Below are 19539 nucleotides of genomic sequence, written 5' to 3'. Positions count from 1 at the left end.
GCCTAGACCTCCATGCCGTACCGCAGCACCTTGTGCGTCGGGTACAGCGAGAAGGTGGGGATGGTCACGTCCGGCGTGCGCGTCCCGATGTAGAGCGCGGCCTCCGCGACGTTCCCGACATCGATGCAGCTGGCCGAGAGGCCCTCCTCGATCTCCTTCTCGTCGAGCCACCCGTCGGTGTAGGCGGGCAGGTCGCCGTCGTACAGGCCCTTGTCGATGATCTCGGTCATCGGCGTGCGCACGTGCGAGGGGTTCAGGACCGTGACGCCGATGTTCTTGTGCATGCCCTCGATCAGGATGTTCTTCGAGAATCCGAGCATGCCGTGCTTCGAGGCGCGGTACGGGCTGTGCCCCGGCCCCGAGGCGACCTTGGTCGAGGAGGAGCCCATGTTGATGATGCGCCCGCCCGTCTCCTGGCCATCCATGACGAGGAAGGCCTCGCGGCAGCAGAGGAAGACGCCGGTGAGGTTCGGCCCGATCGTCTTGTTCCACTCCTCGAGCGTCACCTGGGTGACGGGCGGTGCGAGGGAGTCCCGGCCGGCGCTGTTGATGACGAGGTCGATCCGGCCCCAGCGGGCCACGGTCGCGGCGAAGAACGCGCGCACCTCGTCCTCCTCCACGACGTTCCCGACGAGGGAGAGCACCTCGCCGCCGCGTTCCGCGATGTCGGCGGCGACCTCTTCGAGGCGGGCCGCGTCGATGTCGATCAGGGCGACGCGACATCCGTTGGCGGCGTAGATGCGGGCGACCGCTTCGCCGATCCCGGAGGCGGCGCCGGTGATGAGCGCCACCTTGCCGTCGAGGGCCGTGCCGGGCGCGGGGAGGTAGTTGGGCACCATGCGGGTGCTCCTTTCTTGAAGATTGTCTGCGGGGTCCTGCTGCGGGCTCATGAGGCGAGCCCGAGCTGCTCGGGGGTCTTCGCACCGACCATCAGCGCCACGGCACCCGCCATGTCGATCTGCGACGTCTCGACGAGCGCGATGCGCTTTCCGAGACGCTGGATGTGGATGCGGTCGGCGACCTCGAAGATCTGCGGCATGTTGTGGCTGATCAGGATGACCGGGATGCCGCGGGCGTTGATGTCCTTGATGAGCTTGACGACGCGCCCCGACTCCTTGACGCCGAGGGCCGCGGTCGGCTCGTCGAGGATGACGACCTTCGAGCCGAAGGCCGCGGCACGCGCCACAGCGACGCCCTGACGCTGACCGCCGGAGAGGGTCTCGACCGACTGGCCGATGTTCTGGAGCGTCTGCAGCCCGAGCTGCGACATCACCTCGAGCGACTCCGCCCGCATCCGCTTCTTGTCGAGCATGCGGAACACGGAGCCGGCGATGCCGGGGCGGCGCAGCTCCCGGCCGAGGAAGATGTTGCTGGCGATGTCGAGCGCCGGCGAGACGGCGAGGCTCTGGAAGACGGTCTCGATTCCGAGCCGGCGAGCGTCGACCGGCGTCCTCAGCGTCGTGGGCTCCCCGCTCACCAGCAGCTCGCCCTCGTCGGGCTGCACGGCGCCCGACAGGCATTGGATCAGTGAGGACTTGCCGGCGCCGTTGTCGCCGATCACGGCGAGCACCTCCCCCTGACGGATCTCGAAGTCCGTCTGGTCGAGGGCGACGACGCGTCCGTAGCGCTTCACGATGCCGCGCGCTTCGAGCACCAGGTCGGTGGAGCGCGGGGTCTGGGTTCCGGTGGTCATGGTCAACGTCCGATCTTGCGGAGGCGCTGGTCGACGGCGACCGCGCCGATGATGAGGAGGCCGATGGTGAACTCCTGCCAGAGGCTGTCGAATCCTGCGAGGGACAGTCCGCTGGAGAAGACGCCGACGATGAGGGATCCGAGCAGCGTGCCCATGATCCGTCCGCGCCCGCCGAAGAGGCTCGTGCCGCCGATGACCACCGCGGTGATCGACGCGAGGTTGTAGGCGGCGCCCGCGGTGGGCGAGATCGAGCCGATGCGCCCGATGAGCAGCCAGGCGGTGACGCCGATGATGAGACCGGCCACCACGTACACCGACATGAGCACGCGGTTGACGCGGATGCCGCTGAGGCGCGCGGCCTCGAGGTTGTCGCCCACGGCGTAGATGTGCGTGCCCCAGGCGGTGTTGCGCAGGATGTAGGCGAACAGGATGAACATGAGGATCGTGAGCACCTGGCCGAAGGTGAACGTCGTGCCGAACACGCGGAAGCCCGTTCCGAGCCAGTTGAACAGCGGGGGCACGTCGGCGTACGGCACGCTCTCCCCGTCGGAGATGAAGATGTTCAGCGCGTAGAAGATGCTCAGGGTGCCGAGGGTCGCGATGAACGGCGGGATGTTGAGCTTCGTCACGATGAAGCCGTTGATCGCCCCGCAGGCGATGCCGACGACGATGCCGAGCACGAGCGAGATCTCGACAGGGAGTCCGACCGAGACGGCGAAACGACCCATGGCGACCTGCGACAGCAGCATGACCGCCGCGACGGAGAGGTCGATCCCTGCGGTGAGGATGATGAGGGTCTGCGCGATGCCGAGCATCGCGATCACCTGCACCTGCTGCAGGATCAGGGAGAAGTTCTGGAGCGTGCCGAAGTTCGGCGACACGATCGAGAAGACGATCAGCGCGATGATGAGCACCGCGACGGGACCGATCAGCGGGCGCGACAGCATCCGTCGTTCGATCCACTGGAGAGGGCTGAGACGGGCTCCCTGGTCGATCTCGACCAGTCCCATCGAGAATCCGGCGGTGACGGTGCTCGGTCGCTCGTCATCCGGGAGATCGGTGGCGCTTCGGTTCATGATGGGCTTTCCTACGTCGTTGTATGGAGGAGGAGGGTGAGGGCCGGTCGGCAAGAGCCGACCCTCACCCGGTAGGGAGGCAGCGGGGCGACTCAGCCCCAGCACTGCTCCAGTCCGAACGTCGTGTCCTCGGATTCGACGCCGTCCTGCGGCTGGTCGGTCACGAGCGTGACTCCGGTGTTGGTGAAGTCGAGGCCGTCGCTGTTCTTCGGCTTGGTGCCGTCGGCCAGGTAGTCCTCGACGGCCTGCAGGGCCTGCTTCGCCATCTCGAGCGGGAACTGCATCGAGGTCGCGGCGATGATGCCCTTCTGCACGTTGGTCACGCCGGGGCATCCGCCGTCGACCGAGACGATCGTGATCTGGTCCTCGAGCCCCGCGGCGACGACGGCCTGATAGGCGCCTGCGGCCGTGGGCTCGTTGATCGTGTAGACGAGGTTGATGGTCGGATCCTTCTGCAGGAGCTTCTCCATGCCGGTGCGCCCGCCCGCTTCGTTGGCGTCGGTCACCTCGTGCCCGATCAGTCGCGGATCGGTCTCGTCCCACATCTTCGACGGATCGCCGAGCTCGATGCCGAAGCCCTCGAGGAAGCCCTGGTTGCGGGCCACGTCGACGGGGATCTGATCGGTGCTGAGGTCGAGCGTGGCGACCCGGGGCTCGGTGTCGCCGAGTGCGGCCTTGGCCCACTCGCCGACGAGCACGCCCGCGAGGTAGTTGTCGGTCGCGAACGTGCCGTCGATGCCGGAGTCCGCACCGAGCGGCGAGTCCATCGCGAACACGACGACGCCAGCCTCCTGCGCCTTCTTGACGGCGGGGATGATCCCGTCGCCGGCGGGTGTGACGAGGATCGCCTTGGCGCCCTGCGCCGTGAAGTTCTCGATGGCCTTGATCTGCGAGTCGACGTCGCTCTGCCCGTCGCCGCTGGCGACCTGCAGATTGAGTCCGAGGGCTTCCGCCTCGTCCTTGGCCCCTTCCGTCATCTTGACGTAGAAGGGGTTGTCCTGCGTCTTGATGACGAGCCCCACGAGGGGTTCGTCGGATCCTGCGGAGGCGGCGCAGCCGCTGAGGCCGACGAGCGCCATCGCTCCGGCCGCTGCCGCAGCGACGATGCTGCGAGTTCGTGCGTGCATGATTTCCTCTCGACACGAAAAGTGAGAAATGATTACCGACGTGGCGACTCTACCGGAAATTTCTGTTTTGTCGAGAGGTGCGCGGAAATTGCTTTCGATGGGTCGGGAAAAGCCGCGAACCCACCGGATCGGCGGGCCCGCGGCTCTCGACTCCTACTTGACGCTCCTGATCGGCAGCACCGACAGCCCGCCGAGCACGCCGAACACGATCGCGGCGATGAAGAGGGCCGCGTAGTTCTCCCCCGACCCGCCGATCGCCAGCAGGGGGATCGCGAGCACCGGGACCAGCACCTGCGGCACCTGGAACGACAGCGAGACGATGCCGAGGTCTTTGCCCGCCTCATCGAAGGTCGGCAGCACCTCGGTCATCATCGCGATGTCGACCGAGACGAACGCGCCCTGCGCCCCGCCGACGAGAGCCATCGCGATCAGGAAGGTCGTGAGATCCGGAGACAGTGCGGCGATGATGAGCCCTCCGGCGGACAGCAGCGCCGACACCCAGACGATCGCCTTGCGCCGGCCCGTCCGGTCGGAGATCCAGCCGAACACGACGGTGGTGAGGATGCTGGTGAGCGTGAAGGCGATGAGCACCGTGGCGAAGACGCCGGATGCCTGCTCCTTCGGCACGCCGAGCCGATCGATGATGAAGAACAGCAGATAGGTCGACACCGTGAGGATCGACATCGTCACGAACAGGCGGCAGGCCCAGGCCCAGAAGAAGTCGCGGTACCGCAGCGGGTTGAGCCAGTAGGTCGACACCACGTCCGCCCAGCTCCAGGGCGCCGGCTTCTCGGTGCGCACGATGTCGTGCAGGCGGAAGAAGAGGAGCACGCTGAAGATCGCGCCGATCGCGCCGGGCACGAGGAACCACGTCCACTGCTGCTCGTTGGGCAGCCCCGCGATCAGCAGCGACCCGAAGATCAGGGCGATCGCGTTGGCGGCACTGGCGGCGGCGGAGACCCGCGCGCGGATGCTCATCCGGATCTGGTCCGCGAGCAGCGCGTGCACCGCGGCGTTCGTCGCCCCGAACCCGGTCTGCACGATCGCCCAGCCGACGATGACCTGCCAGAGCTCGGTCGAGAACGCGAGGAGGACGACGCCGACCATGCCGCCCAGGGCTCCGCCGAGGATCCACGGGCGGCGCTTGCCGAGCCGCGACATCGTGCGGTCGCTGAGTCGGCCGAACAGGGGCGTGATGACGATCACCACGACACCGCCGACCGCGGCGACGATCGACAGGTTCACCCCCTTGGTCGCGTCGTCCAGGAAGGCGAACACCTTCGGGATCGACGCGCCCATGAGCGTGCTGAGCACCAGACTCAGCCCGAACCATGCGGCGACGAAGGTGAACAGGAAGCCGCGCGGCTGCGTCGATCCGGGAACGGCATCGGGGCCGAGGGCGCCGATCGGGTCGAGTGTGGTCTGGGACATCATCGTCTCCTCGAGGGTGGGTCGTTCAGCCGGCGGACCGGACGGGAATGGTGCCATAGGCGGATGCGAGGTGGCGGGCGTGGAGCTCCTGCCACGCGCGCGCGCCGTCGAATGCGGCGGTGAGACCGGGTGTGCCGTGCAGGTGGCCGGCGCCGATGTGGAGCTCGACGGGCACGCCGGCCTCCTGCAGACGCTCGGCGTAGAGGACGCCGGAGTCGCGCAACGGGTCGTGCTCGCCGGCCATGACGAGGGTCGACGGGAGACCCCGCAGATCGTCCGCATCGAGCGGCGAGATGCGTGCGTCGGCGGGGCCGTCGGGCCCGGTGTACATGCCGACGATCTGCTCGAGCTGATCGAGGCCGAACCCGATCGCATAGTCCTCCGCCGATCGCCCCACCCGGTGCATCGCGAGCGGCGGCACCTCCAGGTCGACGTGCACGAGGCGGACACCGCCCAGATCGCGCAGACGCAGAGCCGTGCTCGCCGCGATCGCCGCGCCGGCGGAGTTGCCGCCGACGCCGAGGCGCTCGGGGTCGACGGCGAACCTCTGCGGGTCGGCGGCGAGCGCGTCGAGCGCGGCGACGGCGTCGAGCACAGGGGCGGGATACGGATGCTCGGGGGCGAGCCGGTATTCGAGGGAGAGGAGCTGCACGCCGCTCTCGAGGGCGCGGCGCGCGCAGAGCCGGTCGTTGAGGATCTCGTCGATCGTGCCGGCGTAGAAGCCGCCGCCGTGCAGCCAGAGCTGCGTGGGCGCGGCATCCGGCACGGCATCCGGGCGATAGCGTCGCATCCGCAGCGGCCCGGCGGGACCCGCGATCTCGACGTCGTCGATCGAGACGCCCTCGGGGATCGGGAGGGTGAAGTCGACGGCGAGCAGGTCGGACAGCACTCGCGCCGCCGCGCGCTGCACCGTCGGGTCGGGGCTGTCGATGCCGGGGATCCCGGGCGAGAGCTCTTCGAGGCGGGCGATCCACCGCCGGATGCCGGCGTCGAGATCGATGTCCGTGAGCGTGGTCATGATGCCGCCTTCCGCGCAGAGTGCGCCGGTTCGTCGTGGAGCGTCCGCAGGGTGGCGACGATGTCGCGGTGAAGGTGGTCTGCCGCCGGCACGTGGCCGCGGTAGCTGCCCGAGCCGTGGTTCTGCCCGATGAGCCGCAGGCACGTCACGGGAACACCGGCCGCGCTCAGCGCGCGCGCATAGGCCTCGCCGTCGCCGCGGAGCGCATCGAGCTCCGCGGTGTAGATGACCGCGGGCGGCAGCCCCGCGAGCGACGGGGCGAGCAGGGGCGAGGCGTAGGGCTCGAGCCGCGTCGCCCTGCGTCGACCCAGGTACTGGTCGACGATCATGCCCGCCATCCGACGGAAGAACGGCTTGGGCACGATGGCGGACTGGTCCTCGAGGTCGAGGTGCTTCATGGTCATGTCGAGGAGCGGCATCTCGAGCAGCTGCAGGCGCACGGGCCGGTCGGCACGATCGCGGTTCATGAGCGCCGTCGCGGCGGCGAGATTGCCGCCGGCGGATGCTCCGCCGAGCGCCAGCTTCTCGGGATCGCCGCCGAGCTCGGCGGCATGGGCGGCCGCCCACTCGAACACCGACCAGCATTGCTCCGGCTGCGCAGGATACTTCACCTCCGGCGCATGCGAGTACTCGCCGGCGACCACGATGATCCCGGCGTCGCGGGCGCGCTCTCTGAACGCCGCATCCCACCAGACCCAGTCGATGCCGGCGATCTCGAACCCGCCGCCGAAGAAGTAGACGAGCACGGGGAGTCGGTCGGCGATCACGGGATCGGGTCGATCGGGCGTGGGCCAGTAGACGCGCAACCGGGCGTCGGGGTGGCCCGCGACGGGGACGGTGTGCTCCTCGGTCGCGACGTCGACGGGGCCGATGCCGAGCTCTCTCGTCATCACCACATCGAACGCCTCCGCGTCGCGGCGGCGGTCCTGCGCGGTCCTGCCGCGCGGCTTCTGCAGCGGGGCGAGCCGCGCCTCGACGGCGACGACGGACGAATCGAGCTGCGCTTTGGTGAACCTCATGCGACCCCTCCTTTGGTGTCAGGATCATTGTGGGCGCATCGAAGCACTTCGATGAAGTACTTTTTGACGAGGAGGCGAATCGGATGCCGGACGCGAGCAAGGTCACGATCTACACGGTCGCCGAGCGGGCGGGGGTGAGCATCTCCACGGTCTCCCTCGTTATCAACGCACCCCATCGGGTCAGCGAGCAGACCCGCGCCAGGGTCATCGCCGCCGCCGGCGCCCTCGGCTACCGCGCGGGCCCGGCGGGCGGACGCTCGGCAGGCGGCACGCGGATCGCCGTCGCCGCGCCGTTCAGCACCTACTCCACGTACTTCCGTCGCTTCTCCGGGATGCTCGTGCGGGCGCGCGAGACCGCGATCGAGCTGACCGCCCACGACCTCGAGTCCGCAGCCAGCGTCGACGCCCCGCTGCTGGATGCGCTGCCCGTGCGCCGCGGGATCGAGGGGCTCATCGTGATGGGCGTGCCGCTCGGCAGCGCGGCGATGCGCGCGAGCCGCGAAGCCGCGCTCCCCCTGGTGCTCATCGACGTGCGCCGCGCCCGTCCCGTCGGCGACGATGCGCCGGTCGTGCTGCTCGACGACGAGGCCGGCGGACGCATGGTGGGCGAGCACCTGCGCGAGCGCGGACACCGTCGCGTGATCTACCTCGGGGAGCCTCAGCTCTCACAGGACTACATCTCCGCCGGGATGCTGCGCATGCAGGGACTCGCGGAGTACGTGACGATCGAGCAGGTCCGCTCCCCCCTCGACACCGACCCGACGCCCGCCCTGCTGCGCGCCCTCTCGGGACCGGATGCGCCGACGGCGGTCATGGCGAACCACGACGAGCTGGCTTCGCGGGCATGGCGCGGGTTGAGGCAGAGCGGCCTGTCGGTGCCGGACGACGTCGCGATCGTCGGCTTCGACGACGGTCCGCTCGCCGACGGACTCGGCCTCACGACGGTGCGTCAGCCGTTCGAGGAGTCGGGCCGCGTCGCGCTCGACCTGCTGCTCGGCATCGCGGCGGGCAACGCCGGCCCCGTGCGCCGGGTCGACCTCACGCCCTCGCTGGTCGTGCGGGCGAGCACGTGAGAGCCCGCGGTCACACCGGTTCGGTGGCGCGGACCAGACCGCATTCGACGCACGACCACACGACGAGGAACCGCTCGTCGTCGAGGATCTCGAACGTCAGGGCGTCGCCGCAGGTAGGACAGACCCGAGGATCCACGGCACGCGCGCTCATGCATCCAGCCTATGACGGGCCCCGAGCACCGGGGCGGTGAGCAGGACCCGGCCTCAGCCGCAGAAGGCCGAGGCCGATTCCTTGAGCTGCTCGATCGCCTCGATGGTCTCGGGCGCCTGCAGGTCGGTGACCTCGCCGAGCTGCTGGGCACCGGAGCGGATGAGATCGCCCAGCTGTCCGTCGACGTCGTCGGCGAGTCCGTCGAGCGTCGCGACGAGTTCGTCGCGCGCCGCATCGAGCTGCTCCTCCGTGGCACCGCCCTGGTCGATGACCGACTGGTACTGGCCGTAGGCGTCGTCGATGGTCGCGCAGGTCTCCTCGACAGGGACGCCGACGACGTCTCCGGCGAACTGGGTCACCTGCGAGCATCCCGCGAGAAGACCGGCGACGAGCAGAAGGGGGAGGACGACGAGACGGCGCATGCCCCGAGGGTAGCCGGGGCACCTGCGGACGCACTGAGTGGCGCCCTGCGTCACATCCTCGCGTACCGCGCCCGGGCGAAGCAGAACAGGCCGTAGAGGATGAGTCCGGCGCCGACGGTCCAGAGGATGACGACGCCGAAGGGAAGCCCTGCCAGCGCGTGGAGCGCGGCATCCAGTCCCCCGGCTGTCTCCGGATCGTGGGTGAGCGCGGCGACCACGAACAGGACGCCGGCCACTCCGACGGCGATGCCCTTCGCGATGTAGCCGACGATGCCGAAGGCGGTGATTCCCTTTCGTGCCGGTCCCGCAGGCAGATCGAGGCGCTTCGTGAAGGCGCGGGTGATGCCGCGCACGACGAACGCCGCACCGACGGCGACGACGATCAGCCCGACCAGCACGAGCAGCACGACGCCCGCCGGTGCCGCCAGCAGACGGGCGCTGAGCGACTGCGAGGAGTCGGACGACTGCGACCGGCCGCCCAACGCGTACACGAGCGCCGTCCCGGCGATCGCGACGTACGCGGCGGCGGTGCCGAGGAACTTGACCCGATGGCCCCACTTCTTCTTGGCGTCGGGATCGCGTTCGAGGACGGCCTCGGCGATCTGCCAGATCGCCAGCGCCACGAGTCCCAGCGCGATGACCCACAGCAGGACCATGCCCGCCGGGGCCTGCTGGATCTGCTGCATCGCCCCGCCCTGGTCCGCTTCGCCGCCGCCGCCGGTCGCGATCGAGATCGCGATGCCGCCGATCAGGAGATGGAGGATGCCGAGGACCACGTAGCCGACGCGGGCGAGGGTGCGGAAGACGGTGGAGTCCTGTGCGGCCCGAGCCGCTGAGGCGGCGGAATCAGTGGAGTTCATGGGGTCGAGGTCCTTCGATCGGTGGTGCGATGGAGCTCTCGGTTCGACGCAGGGCACGGCGGTCCCGTACCGCTTCGGCGGCGATCCAGACGAGCGAGGCCACGGCGACGCCCTCGAGCATGCCCGCGACGACGTCGCTGAGCCAATGGGCGTTGAGGTAGGTGCGACTCCACATCATCGTGAACACCCACCCGGCGCCGAGCAGCCAGACGTACCAGCGTCGGAGCGCGAGGGCGAGGATCACCACCACGGTCGTCGCGACCGCCGTGTGGCCGGACGGGAACGACGTGGCCATGCGCTCCGCGAGAGAGTCGGCGGGCCGAGTGCGTCCGATGACGGCGGCCATCGTCGCGCCCACGGCGACGACCACGATCATCGCGGTCGCCAGGGTCGCGGCATCCGCCCTTCTCCGACGCCACACGAACAGCGCGACCAGGAGGGCTCCGACGACGATCATGCCGACCGTGCCGCCGACGATGGCCGGCACCCACGCGATGATCACGCCCACGTCGCTCCGCGACGCGGTCATCAGATCGTGCCAGCGGATGTCGACATCCAGGGGTTCGTGGCCGCCCGCCGCAACGAAGACGCGGAGCACGACGAAGGCGACGGTGGCCGAGACGCCCACGATGAGCGCGACGGCGCGATCTCTCGGCCGGGAGACGCGGTCAGGGTTCACGCGGCATCCTCAGTCATCGTCGTCCTTGCCGTTGTTCCCGTTGCCGTTGTCGTCGTTCTTCTTGCCGTTGTCGCTCTTGTTCTCGCTGTTGCCCTTGTCGCCCTTGTCGGTGTCCGTGGTGTCGTCGGTGGTGGTCTCCTCGGGTGAGGGCGTGACGGCGACATCCGCTTCGAGGTCCGAGCGCACCACGGCGATGGACTGCTGGATGATCGCCGCCCGCTCGGCGCTGATCTCCCCGTCCGCGCGGGCCTGCGTCGTCTCCGTCTCGAGGGCATCGAGGTCGAGCAGAGCCGTCGGGATGTCGCCGGCCTCGGCGCTCTCGGCGATCGCCAGCACGCGCGACTGCCACTCCGCACTCGTCTGCGTGTCGAGCCCCGACGCCGTGGCCGAGCAGCCGGCGACCGCGAGGGCCGCGGCGATGACGGCGGCCGCGCAGCCGAGGCGAAGACGGCGGTTCACGGCGACACCGCGTCCATCAGCTGCTGCAGGTGTGCAGCGAGCGGCTCCTCGAGCGCGGGAAGCTCGGGCGGAGGGCCGGGCTGATCGCCTGCACCCCCGAGCGAGATCCCCGTGATCACCCCGGCGACGACGACCGCGGCCAGTGCCGCGCCGGCCAGCCATCGGCGTCGTCGTCGCGGCGCCCCGTCGGCGGTGTCCGGCGGAAGCGCCGCTGTCTCCGTCGTCAGCACAGCCGTGCGGGTCATCCCGGAATCGGGCGGGATAGCCACGGTGGCCGACGAGGCGACGGCGGCTCCGCCGCCCGCACGCAGGTTCCGCGCCGCGGCGACGACCTCCCGAGCGGTGGGTCGATCGGCAGGATCCCGTGCGGTCATGGCCGTGAGCAGGGCACCCCACTCGTGGCCGACCTCGGACGGGATGACCGGGTCCTGCGAGAGGCGTGCGAGCACGGCCTCTCGCAGGTCGTTCTGGGCGAACGCCCGTCGTCCCGTGAGCGCTTCGAGCAGCACGAGGCCGAGGGAGTAGACATCCGTCGAGGCCCGCGGATCCGCCCCGGTGATCTGCTCCGGGCTCAGGTACGCGGCCGACCCGATGACCGTTCCGGGCGTCGTCAGCCGCGTGGCATCGACTAGATAGGCGATCCCGAAATCGGCGAGCTTGGCGGAGAACTCCTCCCCCGAGACCCCGGGCGAACGCAGCAGCACGTTCGCGGGCTTGACGTCTCGATGCACGATGCCCGCCCGGTGCACGGCGTCGAGCGCGTCGGCGAGATCCTCGGCGAGCCGCGACACCGCGGCCTCCGGCAGAGGTCCCCGGCGGAGCCGCTCGTCGAGCGTGGGGCCCTCGACGTACTCCATCACCAGATATCGCGGGTCCTCCGTGCCCAGATGGGCGTCGTAGAGGGTCACGAGGGACGGGTGGTTGAGTGCGGCCAGCAGCTGCGACTCGGAGGCTGTCCTCGCGATCTCCGTGGTTCCCTCACGGAACACCTTCACGGCGACGTCACGGCGCAGCATGGTGTCGTGACCGCGATAGACCACCCCCATCCCGCCCTCACCCAGTCGGGTTGCGAGCTCGTACCGATCACCGAGGAGACGGCCGGTCAGGTCACCGGAGCGAGGCGACGCCACGACTCAGACGACGGGGTCGGTGTCGCGGCGGCTCCGCCGGGTCACCTGCTCGCCGCTGACGGGGTCGACCGAGGTGCGTGCGACGGTCTCGGTGCGACGGCTCCGCATGGTCAGGACGAGGCTGATGAGGAACACCACGACGCCTGCACCCATGAGGATGTAGCCGATCAGGTCGAGGTCGACGAATCCGCCGGTGTCGATGTTGACCGCGAACGCGAGGATGATGCCGATGACGAAGAGCGCGATACCGCTTCCGATTCCCATGATTGCCATGCCTCTCTGCGACCGCACGTGCGATGCGCAGTACGAGAATAGGGTCAATGACCGTTGAGTCAACCCTCATGGACACAGCCTCGCGACCGTGGTATGGATGAAGGCGATGACCGATCTCGAACGCCGCGCCGGCATCTTCGCCGCACTCGCGGATCAGACGCGCCTGCGCATGGTCGATCTCCTCACTCTCGGCGACCTGTCATCGTCGGAGATCGGCGCGCAGCTCGGGCTCCGATCCAATCTCGTCGCCCACCACCTCGGCGTTCTCGAATCGGCCCAGATCATCGCGCGGGCGCGCTCGGAGTTCGATCAGCGGCGCAGCTACATCGGCCTGCGGCCCGAGGTCTTCGACACGCTCGCTCCGCCCAGCGTGCCGCCCCCGGACCGCGTCGTGTTCGTCTGCACGGCCAACTCCGCGCGATCGCAGCTCGCGGAAGTCGTCTGGCAGGACATGAGCGCCATCCCGGTCGCTTCCGCGGGCACCCGGCCGGCGGATGCGGTGAACCCCGGCGCCGTCGCCTCGGCCGAGAGGCATGGCCTGGCGATCGACGAGCGACGCCCTCCCCGCCACATCGACGATGTCCGCACCCCGGGCGACCTGGTCATCACTGTCTGCGACGACGCGCACGAGCGGCTCCTGACCCGCGACGACCTGCACTGGTCGATCCGCGACCCTGCTCGGATCGGGACGGCCGCCGCGTTCGACGCCGCGCTCGAGACCCTGCACCGACGCATCCGCGGGTTCGTCGCCCGCCTCGCCCCCGCCTGACGGCCGGGCGCGGCCCGCACCGCGGATCGTCAGCCCGCGGTCTCCCAGAGCAGCGCGCAGACGTCGAGCAGCTGCTGCGGGGACTCCGCGTCGAACGAGAGCTGCAGACGATCGATCTGCCGCATCCCCGGGATCAGCGCCCCGATCTCGGCGTGCAACGGGGTCTTCAGGTCGACGGTGAGCACGAGCCGGTCGGGCACCGCGGGCACCGGCATCCGCCCGGCGTTCTCGACCGCGGCGCGGGCCTCGGCGCGGATCGCCTCCCGTGCGCGGAGCGGATGCACCGAGTGCGCGGAGAACTGCCCGACCGCCTGCTTCACCTGGGCCGTGCGGATCCACGGGTACGCGGTGCGCGTGAGCCCGCAGATCTGGTCGTCGCCGGTGACCAGCCCCACCGGCACCCCGAGAGCCGCCGCCTGGAGAACGCCGAGATCGGTCTCCGACGCCGTCTCCCCGTTCACGCGGAATCGGGTGAACGCGAGAGACGACAGCGTGTGCGAGAACACCCCGGGGGAACCGGCCGGGGCATGGAATCCGACGAAGAGCGCGACATCGTGCTCGCGGGTCAGCCCCTGGATCATGCACTGCGCCTTGGGTCGTCCGTTGACGAGCTCGGCACGTTCGTCCAGCTGCTCCGGGAGCAGATTGTCCATCGTCCCGTGGGCGTCGTTCACCACGACCGACGTCGCGCCGGCGTCGAACGCGCCCGCGATGGCCGCATTGGCCTCCTCGGTCATGAGGCGCTGCGACGCGGCGTAATTGTGACCGCCGCGGTAAGCCTGATCCGGGGTGGAGACCCCGGCGACGCCCTCCATGTCGACAGAGACGAAGACTCTCATTCCACATCCTCTCGCGCAGCCCGCATGGGATCACTCTGATCGTCTGCGATCGGCGCCGCATCGGCGCTTCGGACAGGAACGACCGCGCATGATCGTCCGATTCGACGATCGCGCGCGGCCATTGCGCCGGGCCGGCCGGCGCCTACCCGCGGCGGACGGGCTGCTGCAGCTCGGTCACCCAGTCGGACTGGTCGTCCGAGACCGCGCGCACGTACAGCTCGCGGCACGGGCCGTCGTGCACCAGGCCGCGCGCGAAGACCTCGGCGTGGATCGCCTGCCAGCTCTCGGCGATGCGCTCCATCGCACCGAGGTGGATGCCGCACACGGCGGTCTCCGCCGCGGGGAGCTCGATGATGTCGAAGCCGTCGCGAGCGGGTCCGCTGTACGCGTAGCCGACGATGATCTCCAGTCCGTCGTCGATCGTCTCGTACTGCGCGATCGGCGTCGTGAGTGCGCCGCTCTCGTCCCCGATGATCTCGGCGATGGCGTCGAAGGCCGGTCCCACGACGCCTGCGACTTCGGGCTGATCCGCGACGACCGTGCGGCTCGCCGCGAGGCGGAGGGCCGGGAGGGGCTTCTCGATGATCTCGATCTGGGACATGTGGTTCTCTCTTTCGATGAGGTGGAGCCGCCGCTCCACGTCGACGAGTCTTCCCGCGGCCACCCGATGCTCTTCCTCGACCTCCGCGCGGCGGATCCGCAGCAGCGCCGCGATGCGATCCGCATCGACCCCCTGATCGAGGATCGACGCGATGTCATCGAGCCCGAAGCCGAGCTGACGCAGGGCGACGATCCGGTGCAGGCGCTCCAGTTGCGAGGGATCGTACGAGCGGTAGCCGCTGAACTCGTCCACGTGGGCGGGCTCGAGCAGGCCGGAGGTGTCCCAATGCCGCAGCATCCGATGGGTCACCTGGCCGATCTGCGCGAAGGCTCCGATGGACAACATGTCTCTGTTCTCCCGTCTGCCACAGTGTCAGGGTCAAGTATCCCCGCGAAGCGGATCTCGATGTCGGTCGGCACGGCTATCGTCGCCCTCGTGCCGGAGCCAGTGCAGCAGTGGTGGGCGAGGAGGCAGTTCTCGCGCGGCGCCGCCGTGCCCTATGAGGTGGGCGCGTTCCGCAGCGGGTGGGCGGCGTACCCGGAGCTGATCCGGCAGTACCACCCGGAGCTCAACCACGGCGTCGCCCTCTCGCAGGTGCCGCTGGCGGCCGACGTGCTGCTCTGCTGGGAGTGCGCGGTCGGCCATCGCTTCGCCGCGACCCCGACCGAGCAGCGCGAGCGGCCGGGGCGGGTCCGCCGACGCTCGGCGTGGTGCCCGGAGTGCTCGGCCCTCGCCCGGCCGCAGCCCGTCGTGCTGGGCGAGGCCCGCGCGATCCCCGCACGACCGCGGAAACCGGCTCCGGCCGTGTGCACGAAGACCCCGGATCTGCCGAAGGGGACGGCCTTCCTCAGCGCGTGCGCACCGAAGCCGGCGTCGGCTGCCGAGGAGAAGCTGCGCGCGGCGCTCACCGCGCGCCTGGTGTTCACCGGCGAGGTCAACGCGATCAAGGTGACGCGCCCGTTCTTCCGTCACACCGAGGTGTGGCCCGACATCCTGTTGCCCGAGCTGCGCATCGCCGTCGAGTACGACACGGTCGGTCGACACGGCCTCGAGCATGTCGGCAGACGCGAGGAGACCGATCGCCGGAAGGATCGCGCGGTGCGGAGCGCCGGATGGGAGGTCGTGCGCGTGCGCACCGGGAAGCTCGAGCCGCTCGGTCCGTACGACCTGCAGCTGGCATCCGTCGGGACTCGCGGCGTCGCGCTCCTGATCGACAGGCTGCGCGAGATCCGCGGGGCGCTGATGGTCGACGCGTACCTGAGGTAGGGCGCGGCGCCGCCTGCGCCGACGACCCGGCGCCGGAGAATGGAGGCATGTCCCCGAAGTCCCCTCGGCGTCTGCTCGCCGCCGCGCGCAGACTCGTGCACACCGACCCCGCGAGCGTCGCGGCCACCGAGGTCATGCCGGTGATCGACGAGCGCACGGTGCCGAAGGTCCTCGACCTCTCGACCCGCATCGGCGAGTCCATGTTCGCGATCGGAGCCTCCGCGCACGAGGTCACGCTCGCCATCATGCGCGTCTGCGACGCCTACGGGCTTCGCGGCGTGCAGGTCGACGTCACCTACAACTCCATCACGGTCTCGTTCCACCTCAGCGGCGAGGTCTGGCCCGAGACCCTCGTGCGCGTGGTGCGCGTCGCAGCACCCGATCACGCGAAGCTCCAACGGGTGCAGGCGCTGGTCTCCGACATCCGAGGCGGGCTCGATCTGGAGTCGGCCCGCACCGCGTTCCGCGCGATCCGTCGGATGCCGTTCCGCTACCAGCAGCCGATCGTCGTGGTCGCCCGCGCCATGCTCGCGGTCGGCGTCAGCATCCTCCTCGGCGCGTCGCCGATCATCGTCGGTCTCACGTTCCTCGCGGCTCTGGCCGCGGCGATCACCCAGGCAGGGCTCTCCCGCGTGCAGGTGCCGCTGTTCTTCAATCAGATCGCCGGGGGCTTCGTCACGACGGTGGTCGCCGTGGCCGTGTCGGCGCTGGGAGCCGCGGGCATCGAGCCGTTCGTCGGCATCCGCCCGTCGATCATCGTGGCGTCCGGCATCGTGCTCATGCTCGCCGGCCTCACCGTGGTCGGTGCGGCGCAGGATGCCATCGACGGCTTCGCGCTCACCGCGGGCGGACGCATCCTCGACCTCACGATGCAGACGCTCGGCGTGGTGATCGGCATCCTGGTGGGCCTCGAGCTCGGCAGCGTGCTCGGGTTCACGATGGACCTTCCCGACGACCCTGCACCCTTCGGCCCGCTGCCGAGCGTGTTCGCGGGCGCGATCATCATCGCGGTCGCGGTGGCGGTCTTCAACGGCGCCGGCATCCGGATCATCCTCGTGAGCGCTCTGCTCAGCGCCATCACGATCGCGGGCTACACACTCGCGTCCGCGGTGCAGCTGCATCCCGCCGCGGCGAGCGCCCTCGGCGCCCTGCTCGCGAGCTTCGTCGGGGTGATGATCGCGCACAACCTGCACGTGCCATCGGTGGCGGTGACGACCGCCGCGATCGTGCCGCTCGTCCCGGGTGTGGCGGTGTTCCAGGGGCTGCTCGAGATGGTCCACACCGGGGGCTCGGCATCGGATGTCGTCGTGGCCGGAAGCTCGCTGATCTACGCCGCCGTGATCGGGGTCGGGCTCGCGTCGGGCGCCTCGTTGGGGCTCTACTTGGGCACTCCGGTGCGGGCGACGCTCGGGAGCGTGAGCAGGGCGCGGGCGCGGACGCGCCGCTGACGGATGCCGCGTCCCTCGAGCGTCAGCTCGGCGCGCCGGCGTACATCTCGCCGACCGGGACCGCGACGGAGAGCACGTTGCCCGGCTGGGCGAGCGGGCAGGCCCACGCGGGGTCGTACGCGCACGACGGGTTGTACGCGAAGTTGAAGTCCAGCACGATCGTGCCGCGCGCCGCATCCGAGCCGAGATCGGCGCCCTTGATCGTGTCGATCAGGTAGCGCCCGCCGCCGTATGTGCCGCCGGGACGACCGGCGAGGGCGTCGCGCACGGGGATGAAGAGTCCCCCGCCGTACGAGGTCAGACGCCAGATGTCGAGCGTCCCGGTGTCGGGGATCTCGACCATGCCGATCCGCTCGAACGGCACGACGCCGTCGGTACCGGTCGCGAACTCGAAGCCGCCGGGCTCGGCGGGGAGGATGGGCAGCTCGAAGCGCCACTGCGGGTCGTAGGAGGCGATCGGCAGCCCGTCGAACAGCAGCCGATCCTCCGACAGCAGCGGAGTCGCCGGGTGGTGCAGCAGCAGCTCGTCGCGCTCGATCCGCCAGAGCTCGTGCGCATCCTCGGGGGACTCGGCATCGCGGACGGCGGCGTACAGGGCGAAGACCCGGCGTCGCCAGTCGACGACCTCGGCGGCGGCGCGGGCGTTCTCGAGCGTCATGAGGTTCAGGCTATGCCCTCGACCGAACCCGGCACCCGGAATAATGGACGGGTGGAGCCGTGGGAGTCGAGAGAGTGGTTCGCCGAGTACCTGGACGTCTGCAACGCCCACGATCTGGATGCCCTCCGCGAGTTCGTCGATCCGCAGGTGCGACGTGCGCACCTGCCCGGCGGGGCGGACGCGTGGATCGACGACATGGCCGACCTGTTCCATGCGTTCCCGGACTGGCGCTGGCGGCGCATCCAGCTCGTCATCGAGGATGATCGCATCGCCGCCCATCTGCGCGGCAGCGGCACGCACTCCGGGGTCTTCCACGGCCTCTCAGCGACCCGTCGTCACGTGAACGTCGCCGAGTTCGGCATCTACCGCATCGCGGGCGGGCGCATCGTGGAGCACGCGGACTCGGAACCGCACCTGCGGATACGGGCGCAGCTCGAAGCCTGAGTGTCGAAGCCCCGGATCAGTCGCCGAACGCGGCGAGCAGTTCGGTGAAGTGGTCGAGGTCCTCGGCCGACCAGCGGCGCAGCCGCTCCCCCAGGCGCGCCTCGTACCGCGAGCGGGCCAGCGCCACACGCTCCTGGGCGAGGTCGGTCGCGACGAGCACGCGCGCCCGGCGGTCATCCGGGTCGCGGACGCTCTCCACGAGCCCCAGCTCCTCGAGCTGACGCACCTGTCGGCTCACGGCCGATTTGTCGGTCTGCAGGCGCTCGATGATGGCGCCGGCCGATGTGGCCTTGCCCGTCGCGATCGACGTCAGCACCTGGTAGCCGAGCGGCTGCAGATCCGGATGCACGGTCGTCGCGGCTTCACGCCAGCTCACGCGGATGCGGGCGAAGAGCCGCCCGAGCTCGTGCTCCACGCGCGAGATGGCCTGATCGAGCTCGGCGCTTCCGACCTCGCTGCTTCCCGCGTCGTCAGGAGCGGCCGCGGATGCACCGGTTCCGGCGGGTTCGTCGGGCGAGGCGCTCATGACCGCCAGCTTACGGCGCGGCCCCGCCTCGCGAGATCAGGCGAACCCGAGGGATCAGGCGAGTCCGCCCCGTTTCGGCCTGATCCCCCGTGATCGCCTGATCCTGCGGGCGTCAGATCTCGGCGAGCAGCCGGAAGACCTTGGATGCCGCATCGACCTCGTCCTGCGTCAGCTCCGCCACGACCGTGCGCAGGCGTGTGGCATGGTCACGGCGCAGCTCGGCGAGAGCGGCGCGGGCCGACGGCGTCGCCGTCAGGACCCGCAGCCGCCCATCGCGCTCGTCGGGGCGGGACTCGATCAGACCGAGATCCTCCAGCATCCGCACCTGACGGCTGATCACCGACTTGTCCATCTCGAAGCGCTCGGCGAGCTCGTGCGCGTTCGCCGTCTCGGCCCGCTCGATGAACGTCAGCAGCTTGTAGCCGCCGACCTGCAGCTCCGGGTCGATGCGCGCTGCGGATTCCTTCCAGAGCGTCCGGGTCCTCGCGAAGATGAGGCTCAGATGCGTCTGGAGGTCTCCGAGCGCACTGTCCACGTCGCGAGACGCCGTCGCTTCCGAGGTGACCGAGGTGACCAC

At 69.9% G+C, this 19539-nt stretch carries 24 protein-coding genes; 5 read left to right on the top strand and 19 right to left on the bottom strand.

Annotation, left to right across the window (positions count from 1 at the left end; translation table 11 throughout):
* Nucleotides 1-2: 2 nt before the first annotated feature.
* From MRBLWH11_RS08945 to MRBLWH11_RS08915, 7 genes are all read right to left on the bottom strand, one after another.
* The gene (locus MRBLWH11_RS08945; RefSeq protein WP_341947611.1) at nt 3-839 is read right to left on the bottom strand and encodes an SDR family oxidoreductase; all 837 of its coding nucleotides are present in this window, start codon (nt 837-839) and stop codon (nt 3-5) included.
* Nucleotides 840-886: 47 nt separating this feature from the next.
* The gene (locus MRBLWH11_RS08940) at nt 887-1693 is read right to left on the bottom strand and encodes an ATP-binding cassette domain-containing protein (protein WP_341947610.1); all 807 of its coding nucleotides are present in this window, start codon (nt 1691-1693) and stop codon (nt 887-889) included.
* Nucleotides 1694-1695: 2 nt separating this feature from the next.
* A complete protein-coding gene (locus MRBLWH11_RS08935; RefSeq protein WP_116635515.1) occupies nt 1696-2769 on the bottom strand; it encodes an ABC transporter permease in 1074 nt (357 codons plus the stop codon).
* 92 nt (nt 2770-2861) lie between these two features.
* The gene (locus tag MRBLWH11_RS08930; protein ID WP_341947609.1) at nt 2862-3896 is read right to left on the bottom strand and encodes a substrate-binding domain-containing protein; all 1035 of its coding nucleotides are present in this window, start codon (nt 3894-3896) and stop codon (nt 2862-2864) included.
* Between the two features lie 153 nt (nt 3897-4049).
* Nucleotides 4050-5327, bottom strand: a complete 1278-nt coding sequence (locus MRBLWH11_RS08925) for an MFS transporter (protein WP_341947608.1) — start codon at nt 5325-5327, stop codon at nt 4050-4052.
* 25 nt (nt 5328-5352) lie between these two features.
* Nucleotides 5353-6345: an alpha/beta hydrolase gene (locus tag MRBLWH11_RS08920; RefSeq protein ID WP_341947607.1), complete on the bottom strand. Its 993-nt coding sequence runs from the start codon at nt 6343-6345 to the stop codon at nt 5353-5355.
* Nucleotides 6342-7364 (bottom strand): alpha/beta hydrolase, encoded by a 1023-nt coding sequence (locus tag MRBLWH11_RS08915; RefSeq protein ID WP_341947606.1) that lies wholly within the window; start codon nt 7362-7364, stop codon nt 6342-6344. Before MRBLWH11_RS08915 ends, MRBLWH11_RS08920 begins: the two co-directional genes overlap by 4 nt.
* Nucleotides 7365-7447: 83 nt before the next feature.
* On the opposite strand from MRBLWH11_RS08915, the gene MRBLWH11_RS08910 reads away from it, so the two are divergent.
* Nucleotides 7448-8437 (top strand): LacI family DNA-binding transcriptional regulator, encoded by a 990-nt coding sequence (locus MRBLWH11_RS08910; RefSeq protein ID WP_341947605.1) that lies wholly within the window; start codon nt 7448-7450, stop codon nt 8435-8437.
* A 10-nt stretch (nt 8438-8447) separates the two neighbouring features.
* Here MRBLWH11_RS08910 and MRBLWH11_RS08905 read toward each other — a convergent pair whose 3' ends face one another.
* Genes MRBLWH11_RS08905 through MRBLWH11_RS08875 form a run of 7 tightly spaced genes read right to left on the bottom strand, consistent with a single transcriptional unit; the run spans nt 8448 to nt 12402 of the window.
* Nucleotides 8448-8588, bottom strand: a complete 141-nt coding sequence (locus MRBLWH11_RS08905; protein ID WP_282216059.1) for a hypothetical protein — start codon at nt 8586-8588, stop codon at nt 8448-8450.
* 53 nt (nt 8589-8641) lie between these two features.
* On the bottom strand, nt 8642-9010 hold the full coding sequence (locus MRBLWH11_RS08900) for a hypothetical protein (protein ID WP_341947604.1): 369 nt from the start codon (nt 9008-9010) through the stop codon (nt 8642-8644).
* A 50-nt stretch (nt 9011-9060) separates the two neighbouring features.
* Nucleotides 9061-9870, bottom strand: a complete 810-nt coding sequence (locus tag MRBLWH11_RS08895; RefSeq protein WP_341947603.1) for a DUF1206 domain-containing protein — start codon at nt 9868-9870, stop codon at nt 9061-9063.
* Complete coding sequence (locus MRBLWH11_RS08890; protein WP_341947602.1) at nt 9857-10549, bottom strand: phosphatase PAP2 family protein; 693 nt, start codon at nt 10547-10549, stop codon at nt 9857-9859. Before MRBLWH11_RS08890 ends, MRBLWH11_RS08895 begins: the two co-directional genes overlap by 14 nt.
* Nucleotides 10550-10558: 9 nt before the next feature.
* The gene (locus MRBLWH11_RS08885; protein WP_341947600.1) at nt 10559-11008 is read right to left on the bottom strand and encodes a hypothetical protein; all 450 of its coding nucleotides are present in this window, start codon (nt 11006-11008) and stop codon (nt 10559-10561) included.
* Entirely contained in the window at nt 11005-12138 is a 1134-nt protein-coding gene (locus tag MRBLWH11_RS08880; protein WP_341947599.1) for a serine/threonine-protein kinase, read from the bottom strand. The genes MRBLWH11_RS08885 and MRBLWH11_RS08880 overlap by 4 nt, the downstream gene beginning before the upstream one ends.
* Before the next feature lie 3 nt (nt 12139-12141).
* Nucleotides 12142-12402: a DUF6458 family protein gene (locus MRBLWH11_RS08875; RefSeq protein WP_116635507.1), complete on the bottom strand. Its 261-nt coding sequence runs from the start codon at nt 12400-12402 to the stop codon at nt 12142-12144.
* A gap of 115 nt (nt 12403-12517) precedes the next feature.
* Here MRBLWH11_RS08875 and MRBLWH11_RS08870 point away from each other — a divergent pair, with 115 nt between their 5' ends.
* The gene (locus tag MRBLWH11_RS08870) at nt 12518-13180 is read left to right on the top strand and encodes an ArsR family transcriptional regulator (RefSeq protein ID WP_341947598.1); all 663 of its coding nucleotides are present in this window, start codon (nt 12518-12520) and stop codon (nt 13178-13180) included.
* 29 nt (nt 13181-13209) lie between these two features.
* Here the strand turns inward: MRBLWH11_RS08870 and MRBLWH11_RS08865 are convergent, their stop codons facing one another.
* Both MRBLWH11_RS08865 and MRBLWH11_RS08860 read right to left on the bottom strand, forming a co-directional pair.
* Nucleotides 13210-14019, bottom strand: coding sequence for a M55 family metallopeptidase (locus MRBLWH11_RS08865; RefSeq protein ID WP_341947596.1), 810 nt, complete (start codon nt 14017-14019; stop codon nt 13210-13212).
* 142 nt (nt 14020-14161) lie between these two features.
* A complete protein-coding gene (locus MRBLWH11_RS08860; RefSeq protein ID WP_341947595.1) occupies nt 14162-14965 on the bottom strand; it encodes a MerR family transcriptional regulator in 804 nt (267 codons plus the stop codon).
* Between the two features lie 60 nt (nt 14966-15025).
* Here MRBLWH11_RS08860 and MRBLWH11_RS08855 point away from each other — a divergent pair, with 60 nt between their 5' ends.
* Both MRBLWH11_RS08855 and MRBLWH11_RS08850 read left to right on the top strand, forming a co-directional pair.
* Nucleotides 15026-15886 carry a zinc-ribbon domain-containing protein gene (locus MRBLWH11_RS08855; RefSeq protein ID WP_341947594.1) on the top strand — a complete coding sequence of 287 codons (861 nt, stop codon included), beginning with the start codon at nt 15026-15028 and terminating at the stop codon, nt 15884-15886.
* Between the two features lie 47 nt (nt 15887-15933).
* Nucleotides 15934-17334 (top strand): threonine/serine exporter family protein, encoded by a 1401-nt coding sequence (locus MRBLWH11_RS08850; RefSeq protein ID WP_341947593.1) that lies wholly within the window; start codon nt 15934-15936, stop codon nt 17332-17334.
* 22 nt (nt 17335-17356) lie between these two features.
* Here MRBLWH11_RS08850 and MRBLWH11_RS08845 read toward each other — a convergent pair whose 3' ends face one another.
* Nucleotides 17357-17992, bottom strand: a complete 636-nt coding sequence (locus MRBLWH11_RS08845) for a DUF1684 domain-containing protein (RefSeq protein WP_341947592.1) — start codon at nt 17990-17992, stop codon at nt 17357-17359.
* A 12-nt stretch (nt 17993-18004) separates the two neighbouring features.
* Between MRBLWH11_RS08845 and MRBLWH11_RS08840 the strand changes: the two genes are divergently transcribed.
* Nucleotides 18005-18436 (top strand): ester cyclase, encoded by a 432-nt coding sequence (locus MRBLWH11_RS08840; protein WP_341947591.1) that lies wholly within the window; start codon nt 18005-18007, stop codon nt 18434-18436.
* Nucleotides 18437-18452: 16 nt separating this feature from the next.
* On the opposite strand, the gene MRBLWH11_RS08835 is transcribed toward MRBLWH11_RS08840, so the two are convergent.
* Together MRBLWH11_RS08835 and MRBLWH11_RS08830 are read right to left on the bottom strand one after the other, a co-directional pair.
* Complete coding sequence (locus MRBLWH11_RS08835; protein WP_341947590.1) at nt 18453-18962, bottom strand: MarR family transcriptional regulator; 510 nt, start codon at nt 18960-18962, stop codon at nt 18453-18455.
* 112 nt (nt 18963-19074) lie between these two features.
* On the bottom strand, nt 19075-19539 hold the full coding sequence (locus MRBLWH11_RS08830) for a MarR family transcriptional regulator (protein ID WP_116635499.1): 465 nt from the start codon (nt 19537-19539) through the stop codon (nt 19075-19077).

This window comes from Microbacterium sp. LWH11-1.2 (genome assembly GCF_038397745.1).
In the GTDB taxonomy this organism is placed as follows: Bacteria; Actinomycetota; Actinomycetes; order Actinomycetales; family Microbacteriaceae; genus Microbacterium.
The sequence above is the reverse complement of the archived record's forward strand: the minus strand, read 5'-3'. Positions and strand labels throughout refer to the sequence as shown.